Here is a 26,942-nt window from a genome sequence, read left to right on the forward strand (position 1 = left end):
TTTAAAAACTTCCAAACACCAAATTAAAGTAGAGACAGAAGATTATCTGTCTCTACTTTAATTTGACATTTTTTTGTTGAAGTTCGCCACAATCAGTAATAACAACTTTTGCTGTTGTCTGTCCTCCATCAGTTCCGACTTTTTCCATCATTTCTACGATTTCATATCCTTTGGATACTTTTCCAAAAACGACATGTTTACCATCTAGCCAGTTACAAGCGACAGTACAAATAAAAAATTGAGAGCCATTGGTATCAGGCCCGGCATTAGCCATAGACAAAATTCCAGGTTCAGTATGCTTGAGTTGAAAGTTTTCATCCTTGAAAGATCCACCATAAATTGATTTACCTCCTGTGCCATCACCTCGGGTAAAATCGCCTCCTTGACACATGAAGTTAGGAATGATGCGATGAAAAGTACTATTTTTGTAACCAAAACCTGCTTCTCTAGTGCATAATTGACGAAAATTATCAGCGGTTTTAGGGACAACATCAGCAAAGAGTTCAAATTCTATACGGCCAGTCTTCTGTCCATCAATTTCAATATCAAAAAATACAGTTGGATTCGCCATAATAAAAGTTTTGGTATTTAAGATTAGAGAGACAATGTGACAACAATGGACTTTACTCATTGAAATCCTTAGTCTTCGATTCTACTATAGGTGTGTCTACTATAGATTATTTATGGGAGATATAATCAGCTCTTCCAATACTTGGGTACAAACTTTTGAAATAATTATAGGATTTCATCTAGTTGGTTAGAGTACGTATAAAAAATTAATTAATTTCATCTCAAAACTAACCCAATGCGTAACTCATTAGAGGGAGTTATACATTGATAGATTAACTTAAATACAGTCAGTCTGAAAGTATAAAGCGATTACTAAAAATCGAGAGCATAAAATTGGAATAACAGAGGGTTTTGAATAACAGAGGGTATGGTCAGAATGGGAAATGATTATCATGACTGTAACTATTACAAGGCAATCAACGTCCAAGTTCCATTTAGACCTCTATTCCTAGAATCTTCGCTAAATTTCAATATTCAAGCTGTAATTGTTTATACGAGATGTTAAACAATTTATATTAAAATATGGTGTGAATCGTTGCTCGCGAAGAGAGGCTTATTAACCTATTGATTTATGCAGTGAAATCAAACACGATGTTGAACTTATAGATGGAACCTTCAGTATTGAAGATACAGTGATTAAAACACTTTACAGTAATGCTAATTTTAGAAAAGTCATTGATTTTTAATCGTTATTAAATAATTGAATCGACTCTTAACTGTTTTATACAAAAGAGATGAAATGATTTCCCTAGAGGTAAACGTCAACATCTAAACTAATTTAATCGGATATTTAAGTTTTATATTTTTGTTTAGTTTGTCCAGATAAAGATAGTTATTTCTTGTAAGAAGAAGGTACTATTTTTCAAATAGGGATTAAATCTTCCTATAAAAACAGCCAGAAAACTATTTCTACAGAAAAAGTCTTAGAAATTATCGACCAATTTAAAAAAGTAAAATAAAATATATAAAATATTTATCAAAGGTAATTTTTAAAAAATAATTATTGAGTACAATTACTGTTTAGTATGGCAGTGAGGCGTAATAAATAAATTAGTTTTTATAAAAAATAGGTAGATTTAGTACTTTTTAGTTTCATATAAATTTTTACAAACTTCAATTTAATAGGAGTAAAAAAGTAAGTTAATAACTAATTATTATTAGATTCTATTTATTGAATAAAAATAATTATAATTATTTTTATTTGTTTAAACTCAAGTCTCATCTCTTTTTTTTTTAAACAATGTTTTTATTGAACAACTTTATGCATTTTAGACAACTCATATTTAATGTTCATATTTGATGTAATTTATCAATACATAACTCCTAAGACCTTATGAAATATAAGATTTTTTAATTGCCATAAAATATACCGAGATAAAAAAATACATGTGTTTTTTTTGTTATGATTGTGCAGCGAGCAGATTTATCGCTCAAATTTCAGCGACTCAAAGATAGGCTAATGACTATTCATCAATCTGATCAACTTTTACTTAAAGCAAGCCACTTATACAAAAGTTTTGGGGGTCTACGTGCCGTTAATGATGCTCATATTGAAGTAGTAACCGGAAGCATTACGGGGTTGATTGGACCAAACGGTGCCGGTAAAACTACCTTATTTAACCTACTTTCTAACTTTATCCGTCTTGACCAGGGAGAAGTAATTTTTGATGGTTCTCCAATTCATCCCCTATCTCCCTACGAAATTGCCCTACAAGGATGTGTTCGTACCTTTCAAGTAGCACGAGTTCTCTCTCGACTTACTGTCCTAGAAAATATGTTATTAGCAACCCAAAAACAAACAGGAGAAAATTTAATTCAAGTTTGGTTACAACAAAAACAAGTTAAACAGGAAGAGCGACAAAATCGAGAGAAAGCCTTATCAATCCTTGAATGGGTCGGACTAGCGGCAAAAGCTCATGATTATGCTGGGGCTTTATCAGGAGGTCAACGTAAGTTGTTAGAAATTGCTCGCGCTGTGATGACCCGCCCCAAACTTATTTTACTCGATGAACCAGCCGCAGGAGTTAATCCTAAATTGATCGGACAAATTTGTGAACATATTGTCAATTGGAATCAACAAGGTATTTCTTTCTTGATTATTGAACATAACATGGACGTGATTATGTCATTGTGTAATCACATTTGGGTGTTAGCTGAAGGAACCAATCTTGCTGATGGTACTCCAGAAGAAGTTCAGAATAATTCCTCGGTTCTTGAGGCTTATTTGGGAGGTTAAATTACCCCAAATTGTAGAGTTTAACACTTCTTTTTTATAAAAAAAAGTTCTTTTGGGGAGTGGATAAAAAATTTTTCTAATACATCTCTCTTTTCAAAGAAATCGGCTTTGCTTTTATGTTCAATGTTTACCGCATCAGATATATTTGCATTAACTATTTTTTTATCTTGAGTCTAATAAAAACTTCATTGTACTGTTTTCATTAACTTGGATTACAGATATTGTTGTTGTAGGAGTTAACAGCTGTATACCATTGTGGAAATTTATAGCCAGATTTTATAAAAGTGTTAAGATAAGTAGCTCGAAATAAACATCAAAAATAATAAATCTTTTTTTGTATCTCTGATATCTAAGTAATTAGAGTTAACTTTATATTGCTTTTATTGATATTATTTAAAGTAACTCTTTTAAATAAAACTTTGTTTAACTGTCTCAACTTAATCATATTCATTCTCAAATATCCTTCCAGAATTTTATTGGTTTTTATTAGATGTTATTTCCCATATATATACATTTAATTCTGAACTATAAGCTGGTATACAAAGTAGATATAATCATTTTTATTTCTATTGTTTCAGTTTGGTGTTAACTAAACAACTTGTATACACCAAGTCATTATTAAGAACAATGTATTGTATCTATTCCTTTGTATTCGCCATATTTTTTAGCTTATCTATTTCTTAGCTTATCTGCTTCTTTATCTGTAAAAATTATGCTTTTTTGGCTTCTTTTTTTTTAAAAGACATGGATCAATTCTCGTACTCACTTTTGTTATTGTCTATGTATAGCCTCTTTTTTGGGGAGCTTACAGATTCTTCCGGAACTTAATTTAACTGCCTCTGTTTTTTTTAGATTTTATATTATTATCGGCTATTTAAGTTTTTTTCTTCTACTTCTTGGAGAATCTCACAATCCTTCTCTTCCTCTATAATCTATCCAGAGATTATCTTTCCAATTGCCTTTTATGATAGATATTTTTACCCAATCTGTAATTTCTTTTAGCTGAATTTTATAGGCAAGCTAGCACTGAGTGAGTGGCATTCTCGAACCACTTTCTATTTTACACTGATTTAAGCTTACTTCCTTATTACTGGTTCCACCCTTTATGCGCCTCATCCCTATTGTATCTCTAGTTCTTTAATTATCGAGATAAAAAGCCACCCTACCGGTTACGATAGGGTGGATGAGGTCACTGGTTCCATCCGAGGAGGAAATCTAAAAACTTTAGGATTAAATTTATGAGGCAGTCTTTTAGAATCACAGCTTCAATAGCGGTGAAATCATGGACCGAACACAAAGCTTTTTATACCCGAGCAGAGAGAGCGTGTCACTTTTAGTTTCTACTACATCCGTGTCCTGTGGCGACGAAATGATTAGAACTAGTAATTTTTATCTCCGCATGTTCACAATATCTCAGCTTTTGTTCTCTCGCCGCTTCACCTAATAGGATGAACTCAAAGGGTGACAGATAAAAGAGTATCTAATTCATCAGTATCGTTGAGAGAATAAAGCGCATCACAACCTCCAATATGTTCGTTATTAATAAATATCTGAGGTAAACTACGCTTTCCGTTAGATCTTTGGGACATTTTATCTCTAGCTGCTTCGTTACCATCAATTTTATATTCAGTAAAATTAACTCCTTTCCACCACAGAAGGAATTTCGCACGAATACAAAAAGGACAAGTTCGCCAAGTATAAATTTCAACGTTAGCATTAATTTTTTCGGGATGACGGCCAAGAAATGAGTTAATTTTGTCTAACATGGGTCAAATTTTTAATTGTTAATTGTTTATAGCAAAAATTATGTATTTTTCTATAAAAATTTAGTTTATGGTTGCATTGATGTTATTTTAACTTAATTTTGGTTAACGGAATTTGTAAATATCTTTGATTCAATCTACCCTAGGCATTGAAGATAGATGCTAAAAAGCGCTCACCTTTTTCTTTTGTTGCAACCTTAACATCACCCATTACCCCACTTTGAGTCAATTTTTTGGTCAACTAAGTAAATATTAGTTTTCCTTTCATAGTCAGTAAACTATTTTGAGGTAAATCTTGAGGATATTATTTAACTACTTTTTCCTTTTGTACTTGGTTTAGTAATAAGGAAAGTAGAACACTAATTTCTACATTTCTTGCATAAATTTCATGTTTTAATTTTTGTTTGATCAACAATTTTTTAGCAACATGTGAAACTTATCAAATAAACAGTAGTATAAACAGAGCAAAGCATAAGTGGGAATCCCTTATTCTAATTTTTCTAATTGCTTTCCCTAAAACCTCCATTTTAATCGCAGAATCTACTACTACTGAAAATGGACCCCATGTTGTCTAATCGCCCCTGCAGGTGATACCATAACAATATTTTCTAGATCCAACATCTCTTGAATGTTTGTCCGAGTTAAACAAATAAAAAATGGTTTTGGACAAATAAAACCGTGCATAATAATATGAATTTGATTGCTAAAGTTATTTAGATCTAGTTAACGTAATCATAAGGATAATTTTAACTTTTACTGTTTGGCTTTATTTAAATGCGGAGGTTTACGGCGACGACGATACCAAGCGGAAACTCCTACTAATATTCCAGTTAATGTAAACCCACATAGTAGGGGCAAAATATTGCCTCGATTGAGAGACTTAAAACCAGCTCCTATCATGACAAAAGGCAGAATGCCTGGAATAGTTCCCAAAGTAGTTCCAATCAAGTAATCTTGAAATCTAATTGATGTTAATCCTGCCGTAAGATTAACAATCCCATAAGGAATAATCGGTAGTAAGCGAATGGCAAACAGATAAAATAAGCCACCCTGACGGATTTCTGCATCTATTGCTTCCCATTTTCCGGCAAGTTTTTGCATGACATATTTTCTTCCTAGGGTACGGGTAAAGGCAAAAGATAAAATGGCTGCTAACATGGCTGCAATTGTTGTCCAAAAAACTCCCCACCCAATTCCAAATAATGCTCCACCACTTAAATTAAGGGGAGTTGAAGGTAAAATCAGTAAAGTTGTTAAAATGTAAAGAACTACGTAGATAATGGGAGCCAAAATCCCTATTTTATTGAGCCAAACTTGTAATTCTTCAAGGTCAAATTTCCAAATCAAAACTACCCCAATTCCAGTAATAGCTAGACAAAAAATTGTCAGTAAAATTATTCCTTGTTTCCCTTTAGTCATCTACTTTTCTCCTCAAGAGACTTAAGCTATAAGAGTATCATACTAAATCCAGTTGGAAAAACCTATTTATTTAGAAAAGAAATAATTGAGATAAAGATGATGTATAGTAAAGCATTATGTATCTACAAAAAATCCACTAAAGCTTGAGAATAAACACTTAAAAAATAACTTTTATGTATAATTAAAAAGCTAACTATGGAAACTTAGAAAATTTAAGAATAGATATCTCAATCTAAAAATATGTAGTTACTATTGCAAATAAACTTAGAGTAGAATTAAAGCTAATTCAGAAGTAACCTTTTCAGTCTTATTAAAAATAAAGCTTGCTATGATAGACCAAAACTATAAATAATAGTTATATCTAACTACTTTAATAAAAAATATTATATAATTAAAACTTAATATTGAATAGATAACTACTGAATTTAGTCGATATAATATTTGGTTATATATGTAAAAAAAATGTTATTAAATGAGCTTTTATTCAATTAGTAAAATAAAAAACAAAGAGTAAATTCATTGTCATTGGTTGAATTTTATGTATCTTTTAGAAGAGTACAGTAATCCAATTTAGTACAAATAAATATTTGGTATAGTTTTCGAATCAAAAAAAATTTATAGTACCTTTTCCTACTAAGCCATTAACTGTAATTTTTCCCCGTATTAGACAATTAAGTAGATAATCCTAAAGAAAACTACAATATAGGAGTAGTTAAACAGAGCAATCACTGGGTACAAGTCTGCCTCGAAATCCAACATCTCGTTTAACTTCATCCTATAAACCAACAGGTTTATAACTTTTCCCTAACCAGAAATAGTTAACATTCTTATGAGATGAGTCTTTAAACATCTCGGATAAACAACCGAAGCCTAAATATTTGGATTCAGCGACAAAATACTAAATATAAAGGTTTAAATAACACTTAATCGTTGATTTTTTTGTGATGCTGCTGATAGTTATCTTCTATTTTGATAACTCTCTTCATTTGATCGATTAGTTTTCTCTCCTTTATTTTTAGCGATCACTTTACGTCTTCATACTCATTATGTTTAACTTCATCTGTCAATACGTAAAAATAATTAATTATTCTTCTGGAGAAGATAAAGAATTGAGTATAATTTTTGATGTTAACTTAGACAATATTTTATATAGATCGTAATCGTTTGACAATTGCAGGGTTAGCTTACGGAATCGAATTACTAGCTACAGAAGAAGATTTTATTATCCTAACCTATCTTGCCTATAATAGTTGTTGATGACTTATCTATTAATTTTTGTTACCTGTAAGTTACTTGTTTAAAAGGGACAGCGGGTTAAACTTTTTAACAAAACTTTTTGGTTGAGATTAGTTTAGTTGCATTTTTTAAAATTGTCTATTTTTAGTATTTATCGCCTAAGCAAGAAATATTAATTAATATATTTTTTTGTTGTTTAATTTTAGATCTAAAGGACTACTTCTAAGTTTATTTAGGATAATTATTATAAATATTGTCGGGATAATTAGACAACCTTTATGACGACAAAAAATAAACAGTCATAGATTAATTAATATTAATCTATGAAATTAAAAAAATATTTATATTTCATAATTTTAGAAGAATCTTAATTCCTATGTCAATTATTGAATTTTTCCTAATTTAATAATTAAATTATTCCATTTCAAAATTATTAATTTAATAGTTTCTTTGATTGTTAATTTTATATTTAGTTTCCTTGTTTATTAATTAATATTAGTATTCTTACTACCTATAGTATTCCTACTAATATTGTTATTTTTCTTCAAGTTTAGTGAGATCAGCTGGTGTAGCTATCGAATTATTAGCTTTCTATTTAAATAGTCTAATTGTTAATTTTTATTTTTTGATGTTGATTTATATATTTATATAATAATTTTGATTTTTAAAATAGCCATTAAAGTACTAGTAATTTATGATATACTGTTTTTGTTCAATAAATTTTAGCGCCGATTTTAGTAGGAAAAAAAATTGTTAATTTTTTCGTTTTATTTGTTTACCGATTGTCTATTAACTCTCAACCTTAGTTCTGGTTAGAATTTTAGCTGTTAAAGTCTAATTGTTATCTTGATATTTAAGTATCAAAGTATTCAAGGTAGTTCAACCATTAATTTTTATATTAGTACGAACGTTTTTTCTATAAATTGAAAAAGAAATGTTTGCATTTAGTTTAAATTACTGTAAATAAAACCTTTTAACTCAAATTAACTTAATCTTTCTTTTTTAAAAAAAATTAATCTTCATAAGGCTTGAAATTAACGGGCGAGCATGGTTATATTTAACATATAGTACTAAACACTAAATAATAGTAACAGATTCAAAAACTATTTATTTTCAAAATCTCTTAAATTCAGAAAAATATCCTCTGTTAAATTTGGTAAAAGCTCTATAAAGTGGTAATAAAAGAATATTTATGTGTACAAAAATATTCTTTTAAAGAACATAGATTGTAAGAAATAAAACTACACCAAACTCAAGTAAATAGATAACTTTAATCTATACAAAAGAATTATAACCGATTATATTCAAATATGAGTTATTTTCCACAAATTATCAGTTACTAATTATCAAATAGAAAAATTATGTCTAAAATTCAGTGGTACCCCGGTCATATTTATAAAGCAGAAAGACAACTCAAAGAACAGTTAAACAAAGTTGATGTTGTTCTTGAGGTTCTTGATGCGCGAATTCCCCTAGCATCTCACCATCCCCAAGTTCCCCAATGGATCGGTGAAAAACCTCGAATTCTTGTGCTTAATCGCGTGGATATGATACCGGAATTTGTACGTCAACAATGGATAACTTGGTTTGAAAATCATGGGGAAACGCCCTATTTCACTAATGCAAAACAGGGAAAAGGGGTGAAAGCACTCCATAAAGCTACTCAGACTGCAGGAGTAGCTATGAACAGACGAAGACGTGATCGCGGAATGCTACCTCGTCCAGTTCGCGCAGTTGTCATTGGATTGCCAAATGTGGGAAAATCTGCCTTAATTAATCGTCTTTTAGGACGTAAAATTGTCGCTAGTGCTAGAAGGGTGGGGGTGACTCGTCAAGTACGTTGGGTTCGGATTTCTGATACTATTGAACTGTTAGATGCACCAGGAGTCATCCCTGGGAACCTAGAAAACCAAAAAGATGCTGTGAAATTAGCAATATGTGAGGATATTGGGAAAGCAGCTTACGATAATCAAGAGGTAGCGGGCATGTTAGTTGATTTTCTAGTCGAATTGAACTTTGAGGAAATCTTACGTTCACGTTACCACCTTGATATCCTAGACATGACGGGGGAGGAATACATTCAAACCATAGGTTATGAACGCTATCAAGGGGATGTTGAAAGAGCAAGTAGGCAATTATTGGATGATTTCCGCAAAGGACTTATGGGGTGTATTCCTTTAGAATTACCACCGATGAAGTAACTAATGATATTAACGCTTGAGAAGAATACTTAACACAATGGTATTTTTAAAACCGCAGATTTTAAACCTTATTGTTTTGAAAAAGTAGGAAGTTAGGTTGCTCTTTTGTGAGAGAAAAAAAAGGAACATGGACGGTAGTAGCCATTAATGAATAGTTACAAAATAAACTCCAACTTTGAGCCAAGTTGCCAGCTAAGTTTGAGATATTTAGAAGTTTACTTAGAAGTAAGTAAACTTCTAAGTAAATTGACAATTCTTACTTATCTGCTACTTAAGATAAACTGAAAGTCGAGAAAATAAAGCTAACCTCTCCAGTTTTAATTCTTAGAGTTTTTGATTAACTTATTTAAATGAGTAACTACTGGCAAGTTAGTAATAACTTTAAAGATAGATAAGAAATAGCTAATTCGGAATTAACGGTAAGAGGAAACCGATTATCAGGGTAGACTGTAGGGAATTTGTCTAGACCTAAGTAAAAAATTTTTTTTAAGTAATGATTAACCAATTTTAAGCTCATATAATGTTCCTAGTGTTTAATGACAGTCAATAATGGCATTTATCTCCTTATTCTCTGTTACTAATTAGGCTGCGGCATAGGAACTCAGAAAAACGATAATAATGAGTACAGAGATAATAGCGATCATACGAAACCCTTTAATTTAATATTCGGACTGAGAAGGGAAGAGATGGTATCTCAATTGGTTGCCTCTGAAACCTTCCATAATTATTTAAAAATCAATCAGCAAGCTAGATAATTACCGATTGCCAAACCTAGAGTAAGCCACAAAAAGGAAATTCTTATTGTGTAAGCAAAACTTACTTTGCCAACGAAGAATAAGCCACTTTGACCTGTAGCCATAACGGATAAAACAATTTAAGGGTTGAAGTTGTGACTAGCTAGTAAGTAAGTGATCTTAAATAACCTCTCATGGTTAATTTCCTTCCAATTGCTTGATTACGAGATTTGGGAAGTGAGCGAGCTGATCGTAACATGGGTTTATTTAAAATAACTAACAATTGACCAGTTGATTGAGTTAGAAACAGAGGACGTAAAAATGATATCTTCCGTTTTTCCCAGGAAGTACAGAGGCTAAGGCGATCATTAAATTACTATGAAATCTTTCATTAGTGTTTAGTTGAGTGAGAAAAAACTAAAGGTTAATGCTGATAGTTTAAGTTTTACCTGTTTCCCAATGAAATTTAGACTAAAATGAGCACTAATATCAAGAGATACAAAGGGTAAAATAACACTTATTAGGGAAAATATTCGATGAGATACTCTATGGTTTGTAACCTACTGTCTAGGATTAAATTGAGACGGCTAACCAATGAGTATCAGTATTTTGCAGCAACGGGATATACTTAAGGAAGTTGGTCAGTTTAAGTTTTGTGACGAACCTATTACAAATGACATAGAGGTGATTCGATGAATAAGCTATGGGGAGAATCATGAGTAACATATCAGAATCTCAAACAGCCGCAACTATGATGACTAGAACGCCCCCATGGGGGACTGTAACTATTTTAGAAAAGGGGAATGGTTACTGCATCAATCGCATTGTAGTTCAACCTGGGGAGCATATCAGTACTCAAATGCACTATCATCGTAGTGAACATTGGATTGTCGTTTCAGGAACTGCTAGAGTTATTTGTAATGGCCAAGAAAAACTTCTAAAACAAAAAGAATCTACTTATGTTCCTATGAACACTCGCCACCGTATTGAAAATCCTGGGGTAATTCCGTTGATAATGATTGAAGTACAAAATGGGGAATATTTGGAAGATGATGATATTGTTCGTTTTTCAGATTCTACTGAACTTATGATGTAGGATTAACTAGTGAAATATAAAATCAAGAAACTTCGGGGTTGGGAATTGACGGAATTTTTGAATTTATAGGGTTTCTTTTGAAGAAACTTTAGTTTACTATTGATACTTTCTCGAATCGAAACCCCAATTGTTTCACAGCTTTTTAAGGACGATAGACAAACTTTTTGGCACTAATCAGCTGATTATAATTACCATCATACCATGTTTAAGTTTTTATCAAAAATATTTCTGAAATTTATCTTTTAATTGATGTATTTTTAATATAGTTTCCCGAAATCTATACTAACCTCTTCAAGATTAGTCAAAACCTCTTTTCCCAAGCTTCTAAATATTTTGCTATTCCTCCAGATTTTCTTGTTTCTATAATTCCTAAGATTAATCTCGAAAGGGATAATTTTCTCTGCCAAAGGCAAATATATTATACTTAATTCGTCATCTTCATAAGATTTTCTGATGGTTAAACCATAATAAATACAAGTTGATGTTTTGTTTTAACATCTTATTCATTGAACTGAGTTGAATATTTAATTTTATTAATATAAATTAAGCAAAAGTGTCGAGTCTAACATGATTTGAACAAAACACAAAACCTGCTATAGTACCAGCTATATAATTAAAGCTTTTAATAAGCTTAATTATTGGTAATAAAACTTTATATTTATACGTTTGACTTTTATGTCATAGGTTGGGTATAGTTTTTAAAAAATAAAATGGATAAATTAAATACTATGAGTTACTACCATTTCCAATCTTCTCTTAGACAAAATACTTAGACTTGATATGTAATTTTATAGACTATAAAGTTAGTAAACTAATTTGTTTTAAATTAAATTAAAAGTTTTTGACCTAAAACGCGAAACTAAATTGGAAGTTTAAACAATAAATGGAACTTAAAATAATTTCCTTAATGGTTACTAAATTATCTTTAAATTTAACGTAAATCCTGATAATAAAGATTATGTCCTAATTTTATCAGAGTTGTCTAAAGATTAGATTTTAGTATTGTTTTAATGAATATAGATTTATTTTTTCTGAATATCTATTAACTATTCTAGAATAGCCCCCTAGGATAAAAGTTTATTAATAAAAAATAGAAAATTTATTATACTATCCATTGATAATTTTAACTCAATTGCAAAATTAGGACAAACTTAAGCAATTTTTTTGTCATTGTTCAACGATAACTTTTTTATATTTTATACAAGAAACATCATGTAAAAAACACACTCTTAACAAGGGGAAATTCGGTATTTAAATAAACTTTCATTTTTATTCCTTCTTGTTCAGCTCAGATAGCCAATTATCCGATTAACTTAAAATTTTTCACTACTTGTTTCTTAAATAGTTAGTAGCACTATAATAATTTTTCTTTGGAAATTACGTTCAATTAACAACTCTTAATTAAGTTGGTAAAAATTAAAGAATCAGCAAAATTTTTTAGGTAAATAGTAATGTCTAAGTTTGTAAAAAAAAGTTTATTCTTGACTTGAACTAAAAAAATCGAAAAAAATTACTTAATAGGCTTGATTATTTTTCTGAGAATTAAAAGGGTATCAAAGGATTTAATATTGGTATTTTTCAGTTTAAAATTATGTAAATATCTCAAATTTAACATCTCTAGATATAATAATTAATTATCACGTGTAATTTCTTTAAAAACCATTTTTCTAAAAAACTATTAGAGAACAATGTCTACGGAACTATCAGATTGGATACGCTTAGATAAATCTCTCTCAATTGAAGCAGAAAGCGGCTACACTAACCTTCAGGGAAATCAATATCGCTTTGGTGAATTCTTATGCCTTTTTTTTGGTAAAACTCCTCCTCTAGGAACTCCTGCTAGTGATCGTAGTCGCTGGCAAAGTTTTGCAGTTAAATATGCTCAATATCCTCAATTATCTCTCTCTCAACGCCGGAGTTTAATTAGCAACACTCGACAGTTTTTACATGAACTTAAACTTTCATTAGAAACTGCTTCTGAACCACCTCCTTCTAAATTACCGCGAACTGTTCCTATTCCACGAAAGCAAGCTGATCCCCGCAAAATAACTTTAGAGCAATCCCTTAGTACTTTAGCCGAAGTAGGCTACAAAAAAGGCGAATTGCTAAAAAGACTAGGATTGTTTACTGTTAAAGATATACTGTTTTATTATCCTCGCGATTATATTGACTATGCTCGTCAAATGAGGATTTCTCATCTTAATCCAGGGGAAACGGTAACAATAGTAGGAAGTGTGAGAAAGTGTAATTGTTTTACCAGTCCCAAGAATAAAAAATTGAGTATTTTTGAGTTGATTGTACAAGACAATAGCGGACAAATTAAACTCAACCGTTTTTTTACAGGAACCCGTTTTACTAATCGTAGTTGGCAAGAAAAACAAAAACTACTTTACCCTTTAGGCTCTATCATTGCTGCTTCAGGATTAGTCAAAAAGAGTAAATATGGCGTTACTTTAGACAACCCAGAAATTGAAGTTTTAGATAGTTTTGTGACAAATATAGCATCGCCAAAAGTTGGGCGTATTTTGCCGATTTATCCTTTAAAAGAAGGTATTGATGCTGATTTAATTAGAAAGGTAATTGTAAGTTGTTTAGGAGCAATAGAACAAATCAGAGATCCTCTTCCCGTAGCATTAAGAAATCAATACGGATTAATTAAATTAAAAGAGGCGATCACTAATATTCATTTCCCTCAAACTACTGATCTTTTGACTCATGCAAGAAGACGGTTAGTTTTTGATGAATTCTTCTATTTGCAAGTAGGATTTTTGCAACGTCGTCAAGAACAAAAACAAATAAAAAACAGTGCAATTTTTGTTCCAGAAGGAAAATTAATAGAAGACTTTAATAAATTGTTACCTTTTACTTTAACCAATGCCCAAAAACGAGTAATCAATGAAGTTTTAGAGGATTTAAACTCATCAACTCCGATGAATCGTTTAGTACAAGGAGATGTAGGAGCAGGAAAAACAATTGTTGCTGTATTCTCTATATTAGCAGCTATTCAGTCTGGTTATCAAGCTGCTTTGATGGCTCCGACAGAAGTATTGGCAAAACAACATTATCGAAAATTAGTATCTTGGTTTAACCTCTTATATCTACCTGTTGAATTACTAACTGGCTCAACAAGAATAGCTAAAAAAAGAGAAATTTATAGTCAATTAAAAACTGGAGAATTACCTTTATTAGTTGGAACTCACGCCCTTATTCAAGATAAAGTAATTTTCCAAAGATTGGGGTTAGTAGTAATTGATGAACAGCATCGATTTGGGGTACATCAACGGGCTAAATTATTAGCTAAAGGTAGATCTCCTCATGTTTTAACTATGACAGCTACTCCTATTCCTCGCACCTTATCATTAACTTTACATGGAGATTTAGATGTTAGTCAAATTAATGAATTACCTCCAGGAAGACAGCCCATTCAAACCACAGTATTGATTAGCAAAGAACGCACCAAAGCTTATAATTTAATTCGGCGAGAAGTTGCTCAAGGAAGACAAGCTTATATTATTTTTCCCATGATTGAAGAATCAGAAAATTTAGATATTCGTGCCGCAGTAGAAGAACATAAAAAAATATCAGAAACTATCTTTCCTAAGTTAAATATTGGATTATTACATGGCCGCATGAGTTCAGTAGAAAAAGACGAAGTTTTAACTAATTTTCGAGATGATAAAAATCAAATCATTATTTCAACGACGGTAATTGAAGTTGGTGTTGATGTACCTAATGCAACGGTAATGTTAATTGAAAATGCGGAACGGTTTGGACTGTCCCAATTACATCAATTAAGAGGAAGAGTAGGACGAGGTTCCCATAAATCCTATTGTTTGTTAATAAGTAACAGTAAAACTCCTGATGCACGGCAACGGTTAAGTGTGTTAGAACAGTCCCAAGATGGTTTTTTTATCTCAGAAATGGATTTAAGATTTCGCGGACCAGGAAGCGTTTTGGGAACCCGTCAATCAGGATTACCTGATTTTGCTTTAGCAAGTTTAGTGGAAGATCAAGAGATTTTAGGATTAGCTAGAACTGCTGCGGAAAAGATTGTTATAGCCGATAATCATCTAGGAGGAATGCCATCTTTGAAAAAGGAGTTAGAACAACGCTATCAAAAACTAATGGGGGTAAATATTTTAACATGATGATTATCATATTAGAATGTTTAAACATTTTCCTCAACAGTCGATTAGATTAAAGGACTGTTGAGGAAAATATGTAGCCTTCAATAAGATTTTTATGAATAAACAGTATAATAGGTATTACGATTGGTTGCAATTGTTCTTCCTGTCACCGCAATTTTAACCTTTAATTTTACTCAAAAATATTTTTCTGTGTTAGCTTATTTCGGTCTTTTTTTTAAGAGCTTTAGGAGTTACTTGAGTGGTAACATAACAAGTCGATAATAATGCTATTGGTGTTATTAATTAACAACGTAAACTGACGTTCAAATTGCTTGCATAAGTCTTTCAAGCAATATAGATTTTTTCTCTTAACGCACTCTTGATTAAACTGAAATCAGCTTATTGAGGTTATCTAAAAAACTAGTGTTATACTATTTTAGCTATATCAAAATCTTGCTTTTTTGTTAAACTTACTACGATATAAATGGACTTTTACTATGGTCGTACTGGTTGCGTTTTTAGGCACTTACTTAGGTATTTAATTGCAACAAACTGCTTTAAGATTTATTGTGGTATGGATGGATCAAGCCCTGACTTCTACTAGTCCCATATTCGTTCTGTAGATTGCAGTCAGTCTCGGAACTTAGGTCAGTGTTAGAGGAATTATAGGAGCAATTACTACGATCATAAGGATTATTTTATCTTCCTTAAAATAAAAATTAATAAAAAATATTTCATAGAAAATAATATCAAGAGATAGAGTTAGAATGAGTATTTTAAACTACTAAATCTAAAAATCTTGGATACAATCTATACACATACTCGAACAGAAACTATCTAGGTTATTTCAAAATAAATCGGATCATCTATATAAATATAGACCAGACAAGATATATTTTTATTCGAAAGAACCTGGAATTTCCAGCTAAGAAATTATTTTAGTGACCTCGGTTCCTTGCTCATCAATAACCTAAAAAGCTGTGTAAGTTTCTGCATTACTGGGTTTAATACTGATTAATAATGTAGTGTTCTGTTCTAAAAGTGAGATACCAAGGAGTATTACTAGCAGTTTGATTTGAGGTATAGTCTTACATTTTATTGGAGTAATAATTCTAATTATAGATATAATCTTGTTCAAAACCGATAATATTTTTATTTCGATGAAAATACTTAATCTAGTCATTATAAGTCCTTCTCTCTTTCCGAGCTCTACTCGTAACTTAGAGGATGAACAGCTTAATCTAATTTTTACTCGCCAATACTTGGATAAAGTAAGGGGGTATTTTCAGGCGATCATAGGATTTTATATGAGTTGTTGAATTCCTATTAGTGGGAGAGGAGTTAGGTCAGAAACTATCAAAGTGCCTGCTAGATTTAACCCTATTTCTAGGGGTCCAATTTCCTTAGTGAATTCCCCAGAAAAATAAGTCTTCGTACCAGAAAATTTTACTATGATTAAAAAGTTATAAAAATTAAGCAAATAATCATCCCTAAAATTGCTACTTATCTGCTTTTTTAAAATAAAAAAATTTAAATAATAATTAAGAATAAACTAAATATGCCAAAAACAAAGACTACCATTTTGGTAATAGAATTAGGATAGTTTACTTTAAAAATACGGCAATAATAATTACAAATTCTACTATAAAATACACTACTATTAACCTTTGAAATTGACTTGCATGAGGATTAATAATTTAGTAGCGAATATCGTTGGTAATAGAATTAAGAATAATCAAAAACAACTCCGATACGGTTGATGAAGTTTCTGCCAATTCTCTGGCTACTACCAAAGTAATTATTTAAGCACCTAATTTGGCGATTTTTTGAGTAGATAAAATAATAACATTGCTGTCAATACTAATCCTACTGGTTTCTTTATCAGAGGTTAACTCAATTTAACTAAGTCAGTCCATTACTATTTTCATTTTAAAACCCTAATAACCTTTTATTCTTCTATTTTTTGCCAAATTTATTTTTTTGTCATTTATAAAAAAAAAGCATAAAAACAGATACTAATATTTAACTTTAAAAGATTTAATTACAGAGAAACTCTAGTTGTTTAGATAAAAAAGTAAATAGATATAAAAAATATGATGAATATACAGAAAAAATGCGGTATTTCTTCTTAAGAAGAGCTAAGTGCATATAAGTGGTGTCGTTAAAATTTTAAAAAAGTTATAAATGGTGTTATGTACATCTTTTTTGTCTACAGATTTTTACTTAAAAAGTAAATATAATAGAAAGAAGATAGCATTTGATAAAACTTATAAAGTTGTCGTAAGTTTGTTTAAAAATTAATATAATTAAGCTAAGTTAATTAGTAAAATATTGCTTAAAATAATGATACTAGAAATTTTATTAAAGCAATGTAAATTAAACTCTAATTACCTAAATATGAGAAAAAAATATTTCCATTTAAACAACACCTATAAGTAAAATATCTTGTTTTACTTATAGGTGTTGTTTAAAAACCTTCAGCTACATTTTCTGAGAGTGTGGATAATAAATGACTATAAACAATAGATATATTAGAAGAAGAATTTAGCTTAATTTATCTAACATATCCAAAATATAACAGCAGTTATCAGATAATTCTAAAAAAGTTTGGGAAGGTATGACTATGTCAAGTTAGCTGAAAAAGTTTTTAAAAAATTTATTTTTAGCAAAGAGTTTATAGATATCGATTAATTCTAAATAATTAGACTTAATCGTAAAAAGTGGATTAAACTCCCTGTCACAAATGACTTAGAAGTGTCGTGTACAATATTTTAGGTTTGTCTGACATTTTTATCAAAAATTAATGAAAAAGATTCAATGTGCGATTGCTTTAGGGAGTAATTTAGGAAATTCTCTCAATATTTTAGAAAACACTATTCAAATTTTAGAACAATTATCAGAAGTCTATCTCAAGTCCTATTCTCATTGGTATGAAACTATTCCTATCGGACCTCCTCAACCAAATTATCTAAATGGTTGTGCTATCCTAGAAACCTATTTAGTTCCTAACAAATTGTTAGAAACATTATTCAATATTGAACAACAATGGGGACGAGCACACCAAGAAAGATGGGGACCAAGAACTCTGGATTTAGATTTACTATTGTATGGAGATTTAATTCTAAAAACTGATACGCTCCAAATTCCTCATCCCCGTATGACACAAAGGGGATTTGTCCTAATTCCTCTAGCAGAAATTGCCCCTAATTGGGTGCATCCTGTGAGCAAAAAGGAGATCATCGAGCTCCTTGACGAGGTAGACTGTTCTGGAGTCAGTCTTTATCAACCCAACTAACTGATATGCAAATTTATGTCTGTCTTCAACGAATCTCCTACCTATCTACGGCAACGTCTGTTTCACCGGGGACGCAAATTTAATTTTGATGTTCATTCCCTACGTTTACATAATGGGGTTGAGGGGGACTGGGAATGTATTCGTCATCGAGGAGGAGCGTTGGCTGTTCTTATTACATCAAAGGGTGAACTGGTCTTGGTTAAGCAGTACCGTTTTGCTGTAAGAGGACGATTGTTAGAATTCCCTGCTGGAACCTTAAAACCAAATGAAGAAGCATTAGAAACTATTAAGCATGAAATTCAAGAAGAGACAGGATATTGTGCTAATACCTGGCATTCTTTAGGTAAACTTTCTTTAGCCCCTGGTTATTCTGATGAGTATATTTATGTTTTTTTGGCACGGGATTTAGAAAAGTTAGATCATCCTCCCAAACAAGATAAGGAGGAACGTACTGAAGTGGTGTTAATGACGTTTTCGGAATTTGAAACAGCTCTCTTAAAAGGAGAACCTATTGATGCTAAATCCCTTAGTAGTTTTTTGATGACACGACTATTTCTAGATAAGATCAATGGCTAATTTAATTATTTTCTGGCACCGTAAAGATTTACGAATTTCTGACAACATTGGCTTATCCAAAGCTCGTCAGCAAAGCTCTAAAGTGATTGGAGTATTTTGTTTTGATAGTGATATCTTAGAACGGGATGATATTGCTCCTGTAAGGATAACTTATATGATAGGTTGTCTAAAAGAATTACAACAAAAATACCTAGAATTAGGAAGTAAACTATTATTTATTCAAGGAAATCCCAGTCAAGTTATCCCCAATTTAGCAGAAAGTATTCGAGCTGAATCAGTATTCTGGAATTGGGACGTTGAACCGTATAGCAGAAAACGAGATAAACAAGTTATTGAAGCTCTAGAAGAAAAAAGCATTAAATATCAAAGTTATTGGGATCAACTATTACATTTTCCTGAAGAAATAATGAATCAATCAGGATATCCTTATAAGGTTTATACTCCTTTTTGGAAAAAATTATCGCAGCAAGAAAAATCTTATATCCCTAATCCTTTAGATAGCTTGGAAGAGTTAACTGAAATAGAACTAGAACAAGCCAAAAAAGTCGGTACCATTGAGTTGCCATCAGCGACAGAACTAGGGTTCAACTGGAGTAATAGTTTAATTTTATCACCAGGAGAAACAGCAGCTAAAGAAAGATTAGAATTTTTTTGTAATTCCGCAATTAATTCTTATCAAGAAATCCGAAATTTTCCAGCTATTGAAGGAACTTCCCAATTAAGTGCTGCCCTAAAATTTGGCGCAATTGGCATTAGAACTGTTTGGCAAGCAACAGTTAGTGTCTATGAAAATAGTCGTAGTGATGAAACGAGAGAAAATATTGAAACCTGGCAAAAAGAGTTAGCTTGGAGAGAATTTTATCAACATTGTTTATACTTTTTCCCTGAATTAGTAGAAAGACCTTATCGAAAAGAATTTGAAGTTTTTCCTTGGGATAACAGCGAAGATGATTTTCAATCTTGGTGTGAAGGAAAAACAGGATATCCTATTGTAGATGCGGCAATGAGACAATTAAATGAAACAGGATGGATGCATAATCGTTGCAGAATGATTGTGGCGAGTTTTTTAACTAAAGACTTAATTATTAATTGGCAATGGGGAGAAAAATACTTTATGCAAAAATTAATTGATGGTGACTTAGCTTCTAATAATGGGGGATGGCAATGGAGTGCATCGAGTGGAATGGATCCCAAACCATTACGAATTTTCAATCCTGCAAGTCAAGCGCAGAAATATGATTCTAATGGGGAATATATTCGTAAATGGCTACCTGAATTAAGTTCTCTTGATACGGAATGTTTAGTAACAGGAAAAATTTCTCCCCTGGACTGTTATAGTTGTGGTTATCCTCAACCAATTAAGAATCATAAACAACAACAAAGAGAATTTAAACAACGATATAAGAAAGTTAAAAATTTGTAGTTTTTGATACTTATTTGAATAACTTATCCGAACTATCCCTCACAATACATTTTTACAATGAAGAAACAAGTCCCTGATGAATTGTGTTTAGGTCAATTCTATAGATAGTTTTAATTTCTAATTTAGAACACAAACGTAAAGCGATCCAATCACTCAAATTTTCTCTTAACCTATTATTATACCCTTCAAGCAGTTTTAGGGAACCATCAAACCCTTTGAGTATTTGGCATTTCCCCTAATAGAGCTTGTTATTTTCTAAAATATTAGAAATAGTGAGTTCCATTGCTTTGTTAGTATCAATAGCTAATATTCTCGTCTGAATAAAACTTTGAGATTAATCGGTTATGAGATTATAGTTTTATCTTAATCATTGAGTTCATTAGTAGTTGATTAATCGCTCTCCTGAATATTTTCTAAAAAGAAGGGGGAACATTTACCCACCTGAGAGTTAAGCATTTATAAATCACATCTGTATTGTCTAGAATAAATAAAGTTATAGCTATAAATCATAAAAATTACTTAAAAATGCTCAATAACGAGCAATTTTTTTAAAAAAAATAAGGGAACTATATCTTAGTAGTAAATGCTTTAAGATTAAATAATTATCATAGTCTGAATATTTGGACTCAGCGATTAAATATCAAGTATAGAGTTCTAAATTAAACTCAGCTTTTAGTTTTTTTGGTAATAGTTCCGATACTAATTTTTTATTTTTACGATTACCTCCATTTTATCAGTTTTCTACTTTTTATTTTTAGGGATATCTTTATCTTTTCACACGAACTATATATAAATATATTTGTCAATGTATAACTTTTGCTAGCCTAGGAATTAGGGATTTTAAATAATTGTAAGATTAATAAATCTTACAATTATTCCTTTGGTGCTAATTTATACTTAAAACTAGCACTAAAGGCAATAGTAGTTTCAGTACCTAAGACAGCAAGTAGTTCGAAAACGGCATAAGGAGTAACCTTTATGGCTGGCTATTGAATGAACTCATCGTTTTCTAAACTATTAAGTATATGATTAACAGTTTGCCTTGCCTCAATAATTGACTTATTGTTAAAGCTATTCAAATTTTTTAAGAAAAGAACATTCTTTACAAGAGTTAAATTGTTATCAGTTAATAATTTTTTTTTCATCATAATTTTTAAAATTTTTATGACTGATATTATAAGCAATTAATTGTACTCTCACTAGAGACAACTAAATTAAAACTGCTAATAATACATTAACTAAAATTCAACTCTCTAAACACAGTAATGTAGATGAGCTTGAATAAGTCTAGAATAGAAAAATGGTTTTAAAAAGGCAATCACTGGATACCAGTATTCTGAAAAATTCAGCTACAGTTGACTCGCAAACATAAAATTTCCTCTAGAACGAAAACAGAAGAGGAAATTTTATGTTTAGGTCTAAGAGTATAAAAAGTTAAATAAATTGCAGACTAAGTGAAACTTTTAAAAAATACGATGATAAAAACAACTTCCAGGTGGATTAGTTAGGGAACAAAATTTAGAATTTAGCAAAAAGTTGGACGAGGATAAGTAAGAATTGAGAAGATATAGAAAATCTTAAATAGCCTTTATAAAAAATCCAAAATAATAATTATTTTGGATTTAAAAAATAAAAAAATTGAATAATTTTTTGATAAAAATTGTGATGTTCTGTTAAACAAGAGATGTTAATAAACAACATGAATAATATTATTAATAATTACTATTTTTTCTAAAAAAAAGTTAAAAAATGAATAAAAATACCTTATAGAAAGGTAGTCAAAGGCTAAAATAATTAAATTAAATAGGTTTTAGTCTAAAAAATAGAGTAACTTGCCCCTATGTTAAAGTAGAAAATAAGAAAGTAATTATTCAGGAGTTTAAAAACAATTAAATTTCATATTTTTATGATATAAATATACGAATCGAGTAAAAGTTTTAATCAGTTCTTATTGAGAGATAGTCAGAAAAAGTAAAGTTTCATAAAACGAACTAGATCAATAGGTGGATAAATATGAACAACTTACAAAAATAAAAGAATAGGTACGGTTTGATTTATTAAAAATGACTCAGTATATATATACAAGTGATTTAGTTAAAGCAAAATTGAAACAATGTAAATGAAGATGATTATATCTATTTTTTCCAGATAATTCTAGTCTAGAGGTATATGTAATAGAAGAGGAATTACATCGAATCAAAGCCTACTGAGTTCTGGAAGAATGTTTTACTATAAATATGGTTTAGCTAAGGCGGTTAAACAAAGTATCAATTAAAGTAAGATAAATTTAAGTCTAACTACTTCAATCTAGAGGTAGAAATAATTTACGTTTTTAACGTTTATTTAGAGCTATTTGTTTGAAAGTATTATTTTTAGCTTTAAAAGATTTTCTAGGAAAAGAGTTCGATAAAGTAAGAGTAACATCATCAACATTTTACTAAATAGTGGATAAACTATCATGCTCACTATCAAAGGTAAAAGTAACTGCTTGTGGTAAGTTTTTAGCAAGACTTACCACAAGGTAATTCAATCTTTCTGAATTATTAATTTAACTTTTCTAAATTCCTGATTCCACCTCTACTACAACAATTTTCTTTAGAGCTTATCTAATAGAAGATTTCAAGCCTTTATTATAAACTTTGAACGAGAACGATTTTTATAAACAGCTTCTAGCAAATCAAACACTTGTTATAACTACCCTAAATTTATTAACCCATATTGTCATAACTCAATTATTAACTTATGGAGAATGGCTTAGGTATGATACAGAGCAAGCTCAACTTCTGGTTTGTAAATATTCAAGTCATCTTGACAGTTTATTATTGCTTTTGATGCTGAGTTATCTTTAAAACAAGGGCTAAAGCAATAATATTGATAAATTCAATAAAATGTTCGTTATCATTTAATACATCGTGTCAATTAATTTATAATTATTTTTTTATACCGATATGACAAGGGAGATTGTACCAATACTCTAAATATGCAGCAGATATTTTAGCTTTCTCTGTTCTTATTATCAAGTTGCCAGGAAAATAGGTTGCCACTTATGCTTAGAGCGATGTCCTTTTATTAGTTAAATAAATCAGTTACAAAAGTTTTAACAATAAGATTAACAGGAAAAACAGGTTCTATTGTTGTGAAATAAATTGGTAAGTTTTTTACTGAAACTAAGCTAGGTTACTTTACTATTTATTTAATTAATTTTTTAAAAAAAATTAACTTATAAAAAAAATTTTATTATTAAAAACTTTCTGATTTTATTGATGCTTAAGTTAGCTATTAAAAGCTGTAATATTTTCTTGTTTGAATTAGTGCTGTTCCTAAAATAAAAGTACCTATTAAAGAAGGTAAGCATCCTAAATTTAAATTTAAATTGGGGGGAACGCCAGAATAAATAGACTAGATAGCACAAAAAATTAGATTGATATAGCTAGAGCAGTGGGGATTAGTATTACTCATTTTAGTAAGTTAAATGAGTAATACTAATCCTGATCATTATCTTAATAGTATTGGCGAAGTAAAGATCTTAATTTAAAAACGCAAAACAGAACAATATTTAATGAAATTAGGTATTAGTTATAGACTAATTTAGTGCAGGAGGTCTACTTGATAAACTAGGTAGCAAACAATAATTATTAGTTAATAAAAATGATCAATTATCAACTGAACTGCTTAATAGTAATCGAACTTTTATATTTGCTAAAACTATAAAGGGATTATAAAATCCTAGTTTACTCGTGATTTTGATTGAGCTGGGAGTGGCAGAAATTTTCGATTACCTCAATTTCATCAATAACCCCGCTAAACCATTTTTTAAAAATTTTGCTCAACTTAGCATCTGTAATCACAGAGTTAACAACAGAGTTAACAAATTCTTGCCACTGAGAGTCGTTATCTGGCAGTATCAGTCCATATTCTTTACAATTAAAAGGTATTTTAGGGACCAGAACGTACTCTTTACCTAGGTTTAATTCTTGTAAAATAACTTCACCGATTAACAGAATACTATCACCAGCAAAAGCATCAATTTTTTCTCCTTGTAAAGCTTGTATACCTCGGAAGCTTCCTGTAATTCCTTGAAATTTTGTAATATTAGCTGCCGGATACTTTATTTCTATTAACTGTTGACTATCCGTGTTATCAAGAACTCCAATATTAACTCTTACTAAGCTAGTATTTAAATTAATATCATTCTGTTTTTTTTTATTGATTAGAAGTTGAGTCCCTGTTGATAAAAAAGGACTAGAAAATATAACATTTAATTCAGGGATTTTACGAATTACATTTGGCCCGCATTCTAAATGAATTATCCCATCATTCACTAGTTCAAATCTATTTAAAAAGGTTGATTTATATAATCTCACTAATATAACTTCTTTATTTAATTTTTCTTTTAATTTTTCTTTAAAAATATAGATAAAATCTAAACAAACTCCAGCGAGATTATTATTTGAATATCTATAGCCAAAAGGAACTGCATCTTCCCTTATTCCAATTTTAAGTAACCCTGTACGAACAATTTCGTTCAGAATGGATTTAGATTGTGCCTTTACTGGTGTAGAAAAAGATAGAAATAAGGTTAAAGTGCTCAGAAATAGCAAGCTTTTTGAATTCATTTTTTTATTCGATGAGAAAAATAACCGAAAAGTCAATTATACCCAAGAATCTAAAATATCTTTAAATAAAACTTCATCAATCCAGGTTTTAGCAACAACAGTTAGAGGGAGAGCCAATAACAACCCTAATAAGCCAAAAGATTGAGCAAAGAAAATCTGTGCCATTAAAGTAACAGCAGGTAATAGAGAAACTTGTTTAGCCATAATCGTTGGTGTTAGCCAGTAACTCTCAATGTTTTGAATAATAAAATACCAGATTAAAATTGCCCAAATTTTCCAAGGTTCGTCTAAGAGAGCAACCATAACAGGGAAAATAACGCTAGCAGCAGGTCCAATATTGGGTATAAAATTAAGTAATCCAGCCAATAATGCATGGACTAATACTAGCTTAACCTGTAAAACTAATAAACCGACTCCACTCAGAATACCAATAAATAGACAATTAATAGTAATACCCATTAGCCAATTTCCTAGGGCAATCTCTGATAGATTTAAAATTTCATCAACTCGACGACGATAAAAAGATGGAAAAATTTTTAACAAAAAATTTCGATATTCTTGGGGATTAATTGTTATCATAATTGTTAACACTAATACAAAAAATAATTGAAAAATTGCCGCTACTGAGTTGGAAAAAAAGGCAAAAAAGTTGCTGAATATCTTGGTGAATAAAGGTTGTAATTGTTCAATAAAGTCTCTCAGAGAAGAAGGAGGGAGAAGCCAATCTAACCGAAACTGTTTTTGTCCCAATGAAATTAAAATTTCTCGAAGCTTTTCCCAAACTACGGGACTTAACTCTAGAAATTTATCAAATTGTCCAATAAAAGGTGGAACAATTAATAAGAAAAATAGAATAGTCAATAAAGAAATGACTAAAAGAATAATTACAACAGCCATATTTCGTTCAATAGCCATTCTTTTAATCTGAAATTGTCTTAACCATTTAACTAGTCGGTTAAGTGCAGTAGCAAATATAACTGCTGTAAATACTAACAATAAAAGTTGACGAATTTCCCAGAGAATATAACCGGAAATTACTAAGCTAGAGAGTCCAAGCCACTGACCAAGTTTCACGAGTTTATCAGACTAATCGATATACATTATTAATTATTTTAATCATAAAATTTAACCAGAATTTTATCAATGCCAAAAATATGGTCATATAGGCGATAGCCATAAACCTTACCTTAGATTAAAAATAAAAATAGAGAATTTAAAATTTAACATCAATTTTTTACGAGGAATTTATTCCTTAATTTTGTCCAAAATTATTTTATATAGCTTAGTATAACTTACTATACTAGTTTTTCTTAAAAGGAAAACCTAAAAATAAGTTTTATTTAAAATTAGTCAATCTAAATCTAGATTAACAATGACAATAAGATACGAAAAAGCATGAAGATATTCTTGATTTGTATTGTTTTATTTTTCTGTACATAAAAACTGGTTCAAGCAATTATTTAAAATACTCTGTTATTTAAATCATATCAACAATTAGCTCAAGGAATATAAATTTTATAAAAAAATCATTATCAGCAAGTTCTTGAGCATTTAATTCAAGTAACTAATTTAGAGCCTACTTTACTTTAGGAATAGTAGCTTAGAATAATCTATGTTTTATCAACCTTTAATTAAACCGATATCAAGCTG

At 30.3% G+C, this 26,942-nt stretch carries 13 protein-coding genes; 7 read left to right on the plus strand and 6 right to left on the minus strand.

The annotated features are described in order from the left end of the window. Nucleotides 1-52: 52 nt before the first annotated feature. Nucleotides 53-571: a peptidylprolyl isomerase gene (locus P3F56_RS05905; RefSeq protein ID WP_281151995.1), complete on the minus strand. Its 519-nt coding sequence runs from the start codon at nt 569-571 to the stop codon at nt 53-55. A gap of 1,458 nt (nt 572-2,029) precedes the next feature. On the opposite strand from P3F56_RS05905, the gene P3F56_RS05910 reads away from it, so the two are divergent. Next, nucleotides 2,030-2,806: an ABC transporter ATP-binding protein gene (locus P3F56_RS05910; protein ID WP_281153740.1), complete on the plus strand. Its 777-nt coding sequence runs from the start codon at nt 2,030-2,032 to the stop codon at nt 2,804-2,806. A 1,454-nt stretch (nt 2,807-4,260) separates the two neighbouring features. Here P3F56_RS05910 and grxC read toward each other — a convergent pair. From grxC to P3F56_RS05925, 3 genes are all read right to left on the minus strand, one after another. Then, nucleotides 4,261-4,572 carry a glutaredoxin 3 gene (gene grxC, locus P3F56_RS05915; protein WP_281151996.1) on the minus strand — a complete coding sequence of 104 codons (312 nt, stop codon included), beginning with the start codon at nt 4,570-4,572 and terminating at the stop codon, nt 4,261-4,263. Between the two features lie 543 nt (nt 4,573-5,115). Continuing rightward, nucleotides 5,116-5,253: a hypothetical protein gene (locus P3F56_RS10505; protein ID WP_405054740.1), complete on the minus strand. Its 138-nt coding sequence runs from the start codon at nt 5,251-5,253 to the stop codon at nt 5,116-5,118. A gap of 69 nt (nt 5,254-5,322) precedes the next feature. Next, on the minus strand, nt 5,323-5,988 hold the full coding sequence (locus P3F56_RS05925; RefSeq protein ID WP_281151997.1) for a TVP38/TMEM64 family protein: 666 nt from the start codon (nt 5,986-5,988) through the stop codon (nt 5,323-5,325). A gap of 2,597 nt (nt 5,989-8,585) precedes the next feature. Here P3F56_RS05925 and ylqF point away from each other — a divergent pair. From ylqF to P3F56_RS05955, 6 genes are all read left to right on the plus strand, one after another. Continuing rightward, nucleotides 8,586-9,425, plus strand: coding sequence for a ribosome biogenesis GTPase YlqF (gene ylqF, locus P3F56_RS05930; protein WP_281151998.1), 840 nt, complete (start codon nt 8,586-8,588; stop codon nt 9,423-9,425). Nucleotides 9,426-10,874: 1,449 nt separating this feature from the next. Further along, nucleotides 10,875-11,255 (plus strand): phosphomannose isomerase type II C-terminal cupin domain, encoded by a 381-nt coding sequence (locus tag P3F56_RS05935; RefSeq protein WP_281151999.1) that lies wholly within the window; start codon nt 10,875-10,877, stop codon nt 11,253-11,255. A 1,688-nt stretch (nt 11,256-12,943) separates the two neighbouring features. Then, on the plus strand, nt 12,944-15,403 hold the full coding sequence (gene recG / locus P3F56_RS05940) for an ATP-dependent DNA helicase RecG (RefSeq protein ID WP_281152000.1): 2,460 nt from the start codon (nt 12,944-12,946) through the stop codon (nt 15,401-15,403). 2,782 nt (nt 15,404-18,185) lie between these two features. After that, nucleotides 18,186-18,677 (plus strand): 2-amino-4-hydroxy-6-hydroxymethyldihydropteridine diphosphokinase, encoded by a 492-nt coding sequence (folK, locus tag P3F56_RS05945; protein WP_281152001.1) that lies wholly within the window; start codon nt 18,186-18,188, stop codon nt 18,675-18,677. Between the two features lie 15 nt (nt 18,678-18,692). Then, nucleotides 18,693-19,253 (plus strand): NUDIX hydrolase, encoded by a 561-nt coding sequence (locus tag P3F56_RS05950; RefSeq protein WP_281152002.1) that lies wholly within the window; start codon nt 18,693-18,695, stop codon nt 19,251-19,253. Then, nucleotides 19,246-20,676, plus strand: a complete 1,431-nt coding sequence (locus P3F56_RS05955) for an FAD-binding domain-containing protein (RefSeq protein WP_281152003.1) — start codon at nt 19,246-19,248, stop codon at nt 20,674-20,676. Before P3F56_RS05950 ends, P3F56_RS05955 begins: the two co-directional genes overlap by 8 nt. A gap of 3,731 nt (nt 20,677-24,407) precedes the next feature. Here the strand turns inward: P3F56_RS05955 and P3F56_RS05960 are convergent. Both P3F56_RS05960 and P3F56_RS05965 read right to left on the minus strand, forming a co-directional pair. Beyond that, nucleotides 24,408-25,292, minus strand: a complete 885-nt coding sequence (locus P3F56_RS05960) for a transporter substrate-binding domain-containing protein (RefSeq protein WP_281152004.1) — start codon at nt 25,290-25,292, stop codon at nt 24,408-24,410. 36 nt (nt 25,293-25,328) lie between these two features. Next, nucleotides 25,329-26,366, minus strand: a complete 1,038-nt coding sequence (locus tag P3F56_RS05965; RefSeq protein ID WP_281152005.1) for an AI-2E family transporter — start codon at nt 26,364-26,366, stop codon at nt 25,329-25,331. Nucleotides 26,367-26,942: the final 576 nt, after the last annotated feature.

Source organism: cyanobacterium endosymbiont of Epithemia clementina EcSB (genome assembly GCF_029919255.1).
GTDB lineage: Bacteria > Cyanobacteriota > Cyanobacteriia > Cyanobacteriales > Microcystaceae > Rippkaea.

Excerpts from the sequence above, each read along its gene's own strand:
- P3F56_RS05905 (WP_281151995.1), bottom strand. The coding sequence starts at position 571 with ATGGCGAATCCAACTGTATTTTTTGATATTGAAATTGATGGACAGAAG.
- P3F56_RS05910 (WP_281153740.1), top strand. The coding sequence starts at position 2,030 with ATGACTATTCATCAATCTGATCAACTTTTACTTAAAGCAAGCCACTTA.
- grxC (WP_281151996.1), bottom strand. The coding sequence starts at position 4,572 with ATGTTAGACAAAATTAACTCATTTCTTGGCCGTCATCCCGAAAAAATT.
- P3F56_RS10505 (WP_405054740.1), bottom strand. The coding sequence starts at position 5,253 with ATGCACGGTTTTATTTGTCCAAAACCATTTTTTATTTGTTTAACTCGG.
- P3F56_RS05925 (WP_281151997.1), bottom strand. The coding sequence starts at position 5,988 with ATGACTAAAGGGAAACAAGGAATAATTTTACTGACAATTTTTTGTCTA.
- ylqF (WP_281151998.1), top strand. The coding sequence starts at position 8,586 with ATGTCTAAAATTCAGTGGTACCCCGGTCATATTTATAAAGCAGAAAGA.
- P3F56_RS05935 (WP_281151999.1), top strand. The coding sequence starts at position 10,875 with ATGAGTAACATATCAGAATCTCAAACAGCCGCAACTATGATGACTAGA.
- recG (WP_281152000.1), top strand. The coding sequence starts at position 12,944 with ATGTCTACGGAACTATCAGATTGGATACGCTTAGATAAATCTCTCTCA.
- folK (WP_281152001.1), top strand. The coding sequence starts at position 18,186 with ATGAAAAAGATTCAATGTGCGATTGCTTTAGGGAGTAATTTAGGAAAT.
- P3F56_RS05950 (WP_281152002.1), top strand. The coding sequence starts at position 18,693 with ATGTCTGTCTTCAACGAATCTCCTACCTATCTACGGCAACGTCTGTTT.
- P3F56_RS05955 (WP_281152003.1), top strand. The coding sequence starts at position 19,246 with ATGGCTAATTTAATTATTTTCTGGCACCGTAAAGATTTACGAATTTCT.
- P3F56_RS05960 (WP_281152004.1), bottom strand. The coding sequence starts at position 25,292 with ATGAATTCAAAAAGCTTGCTATTTCTGAGCACTTTAACCTTATTTCTA.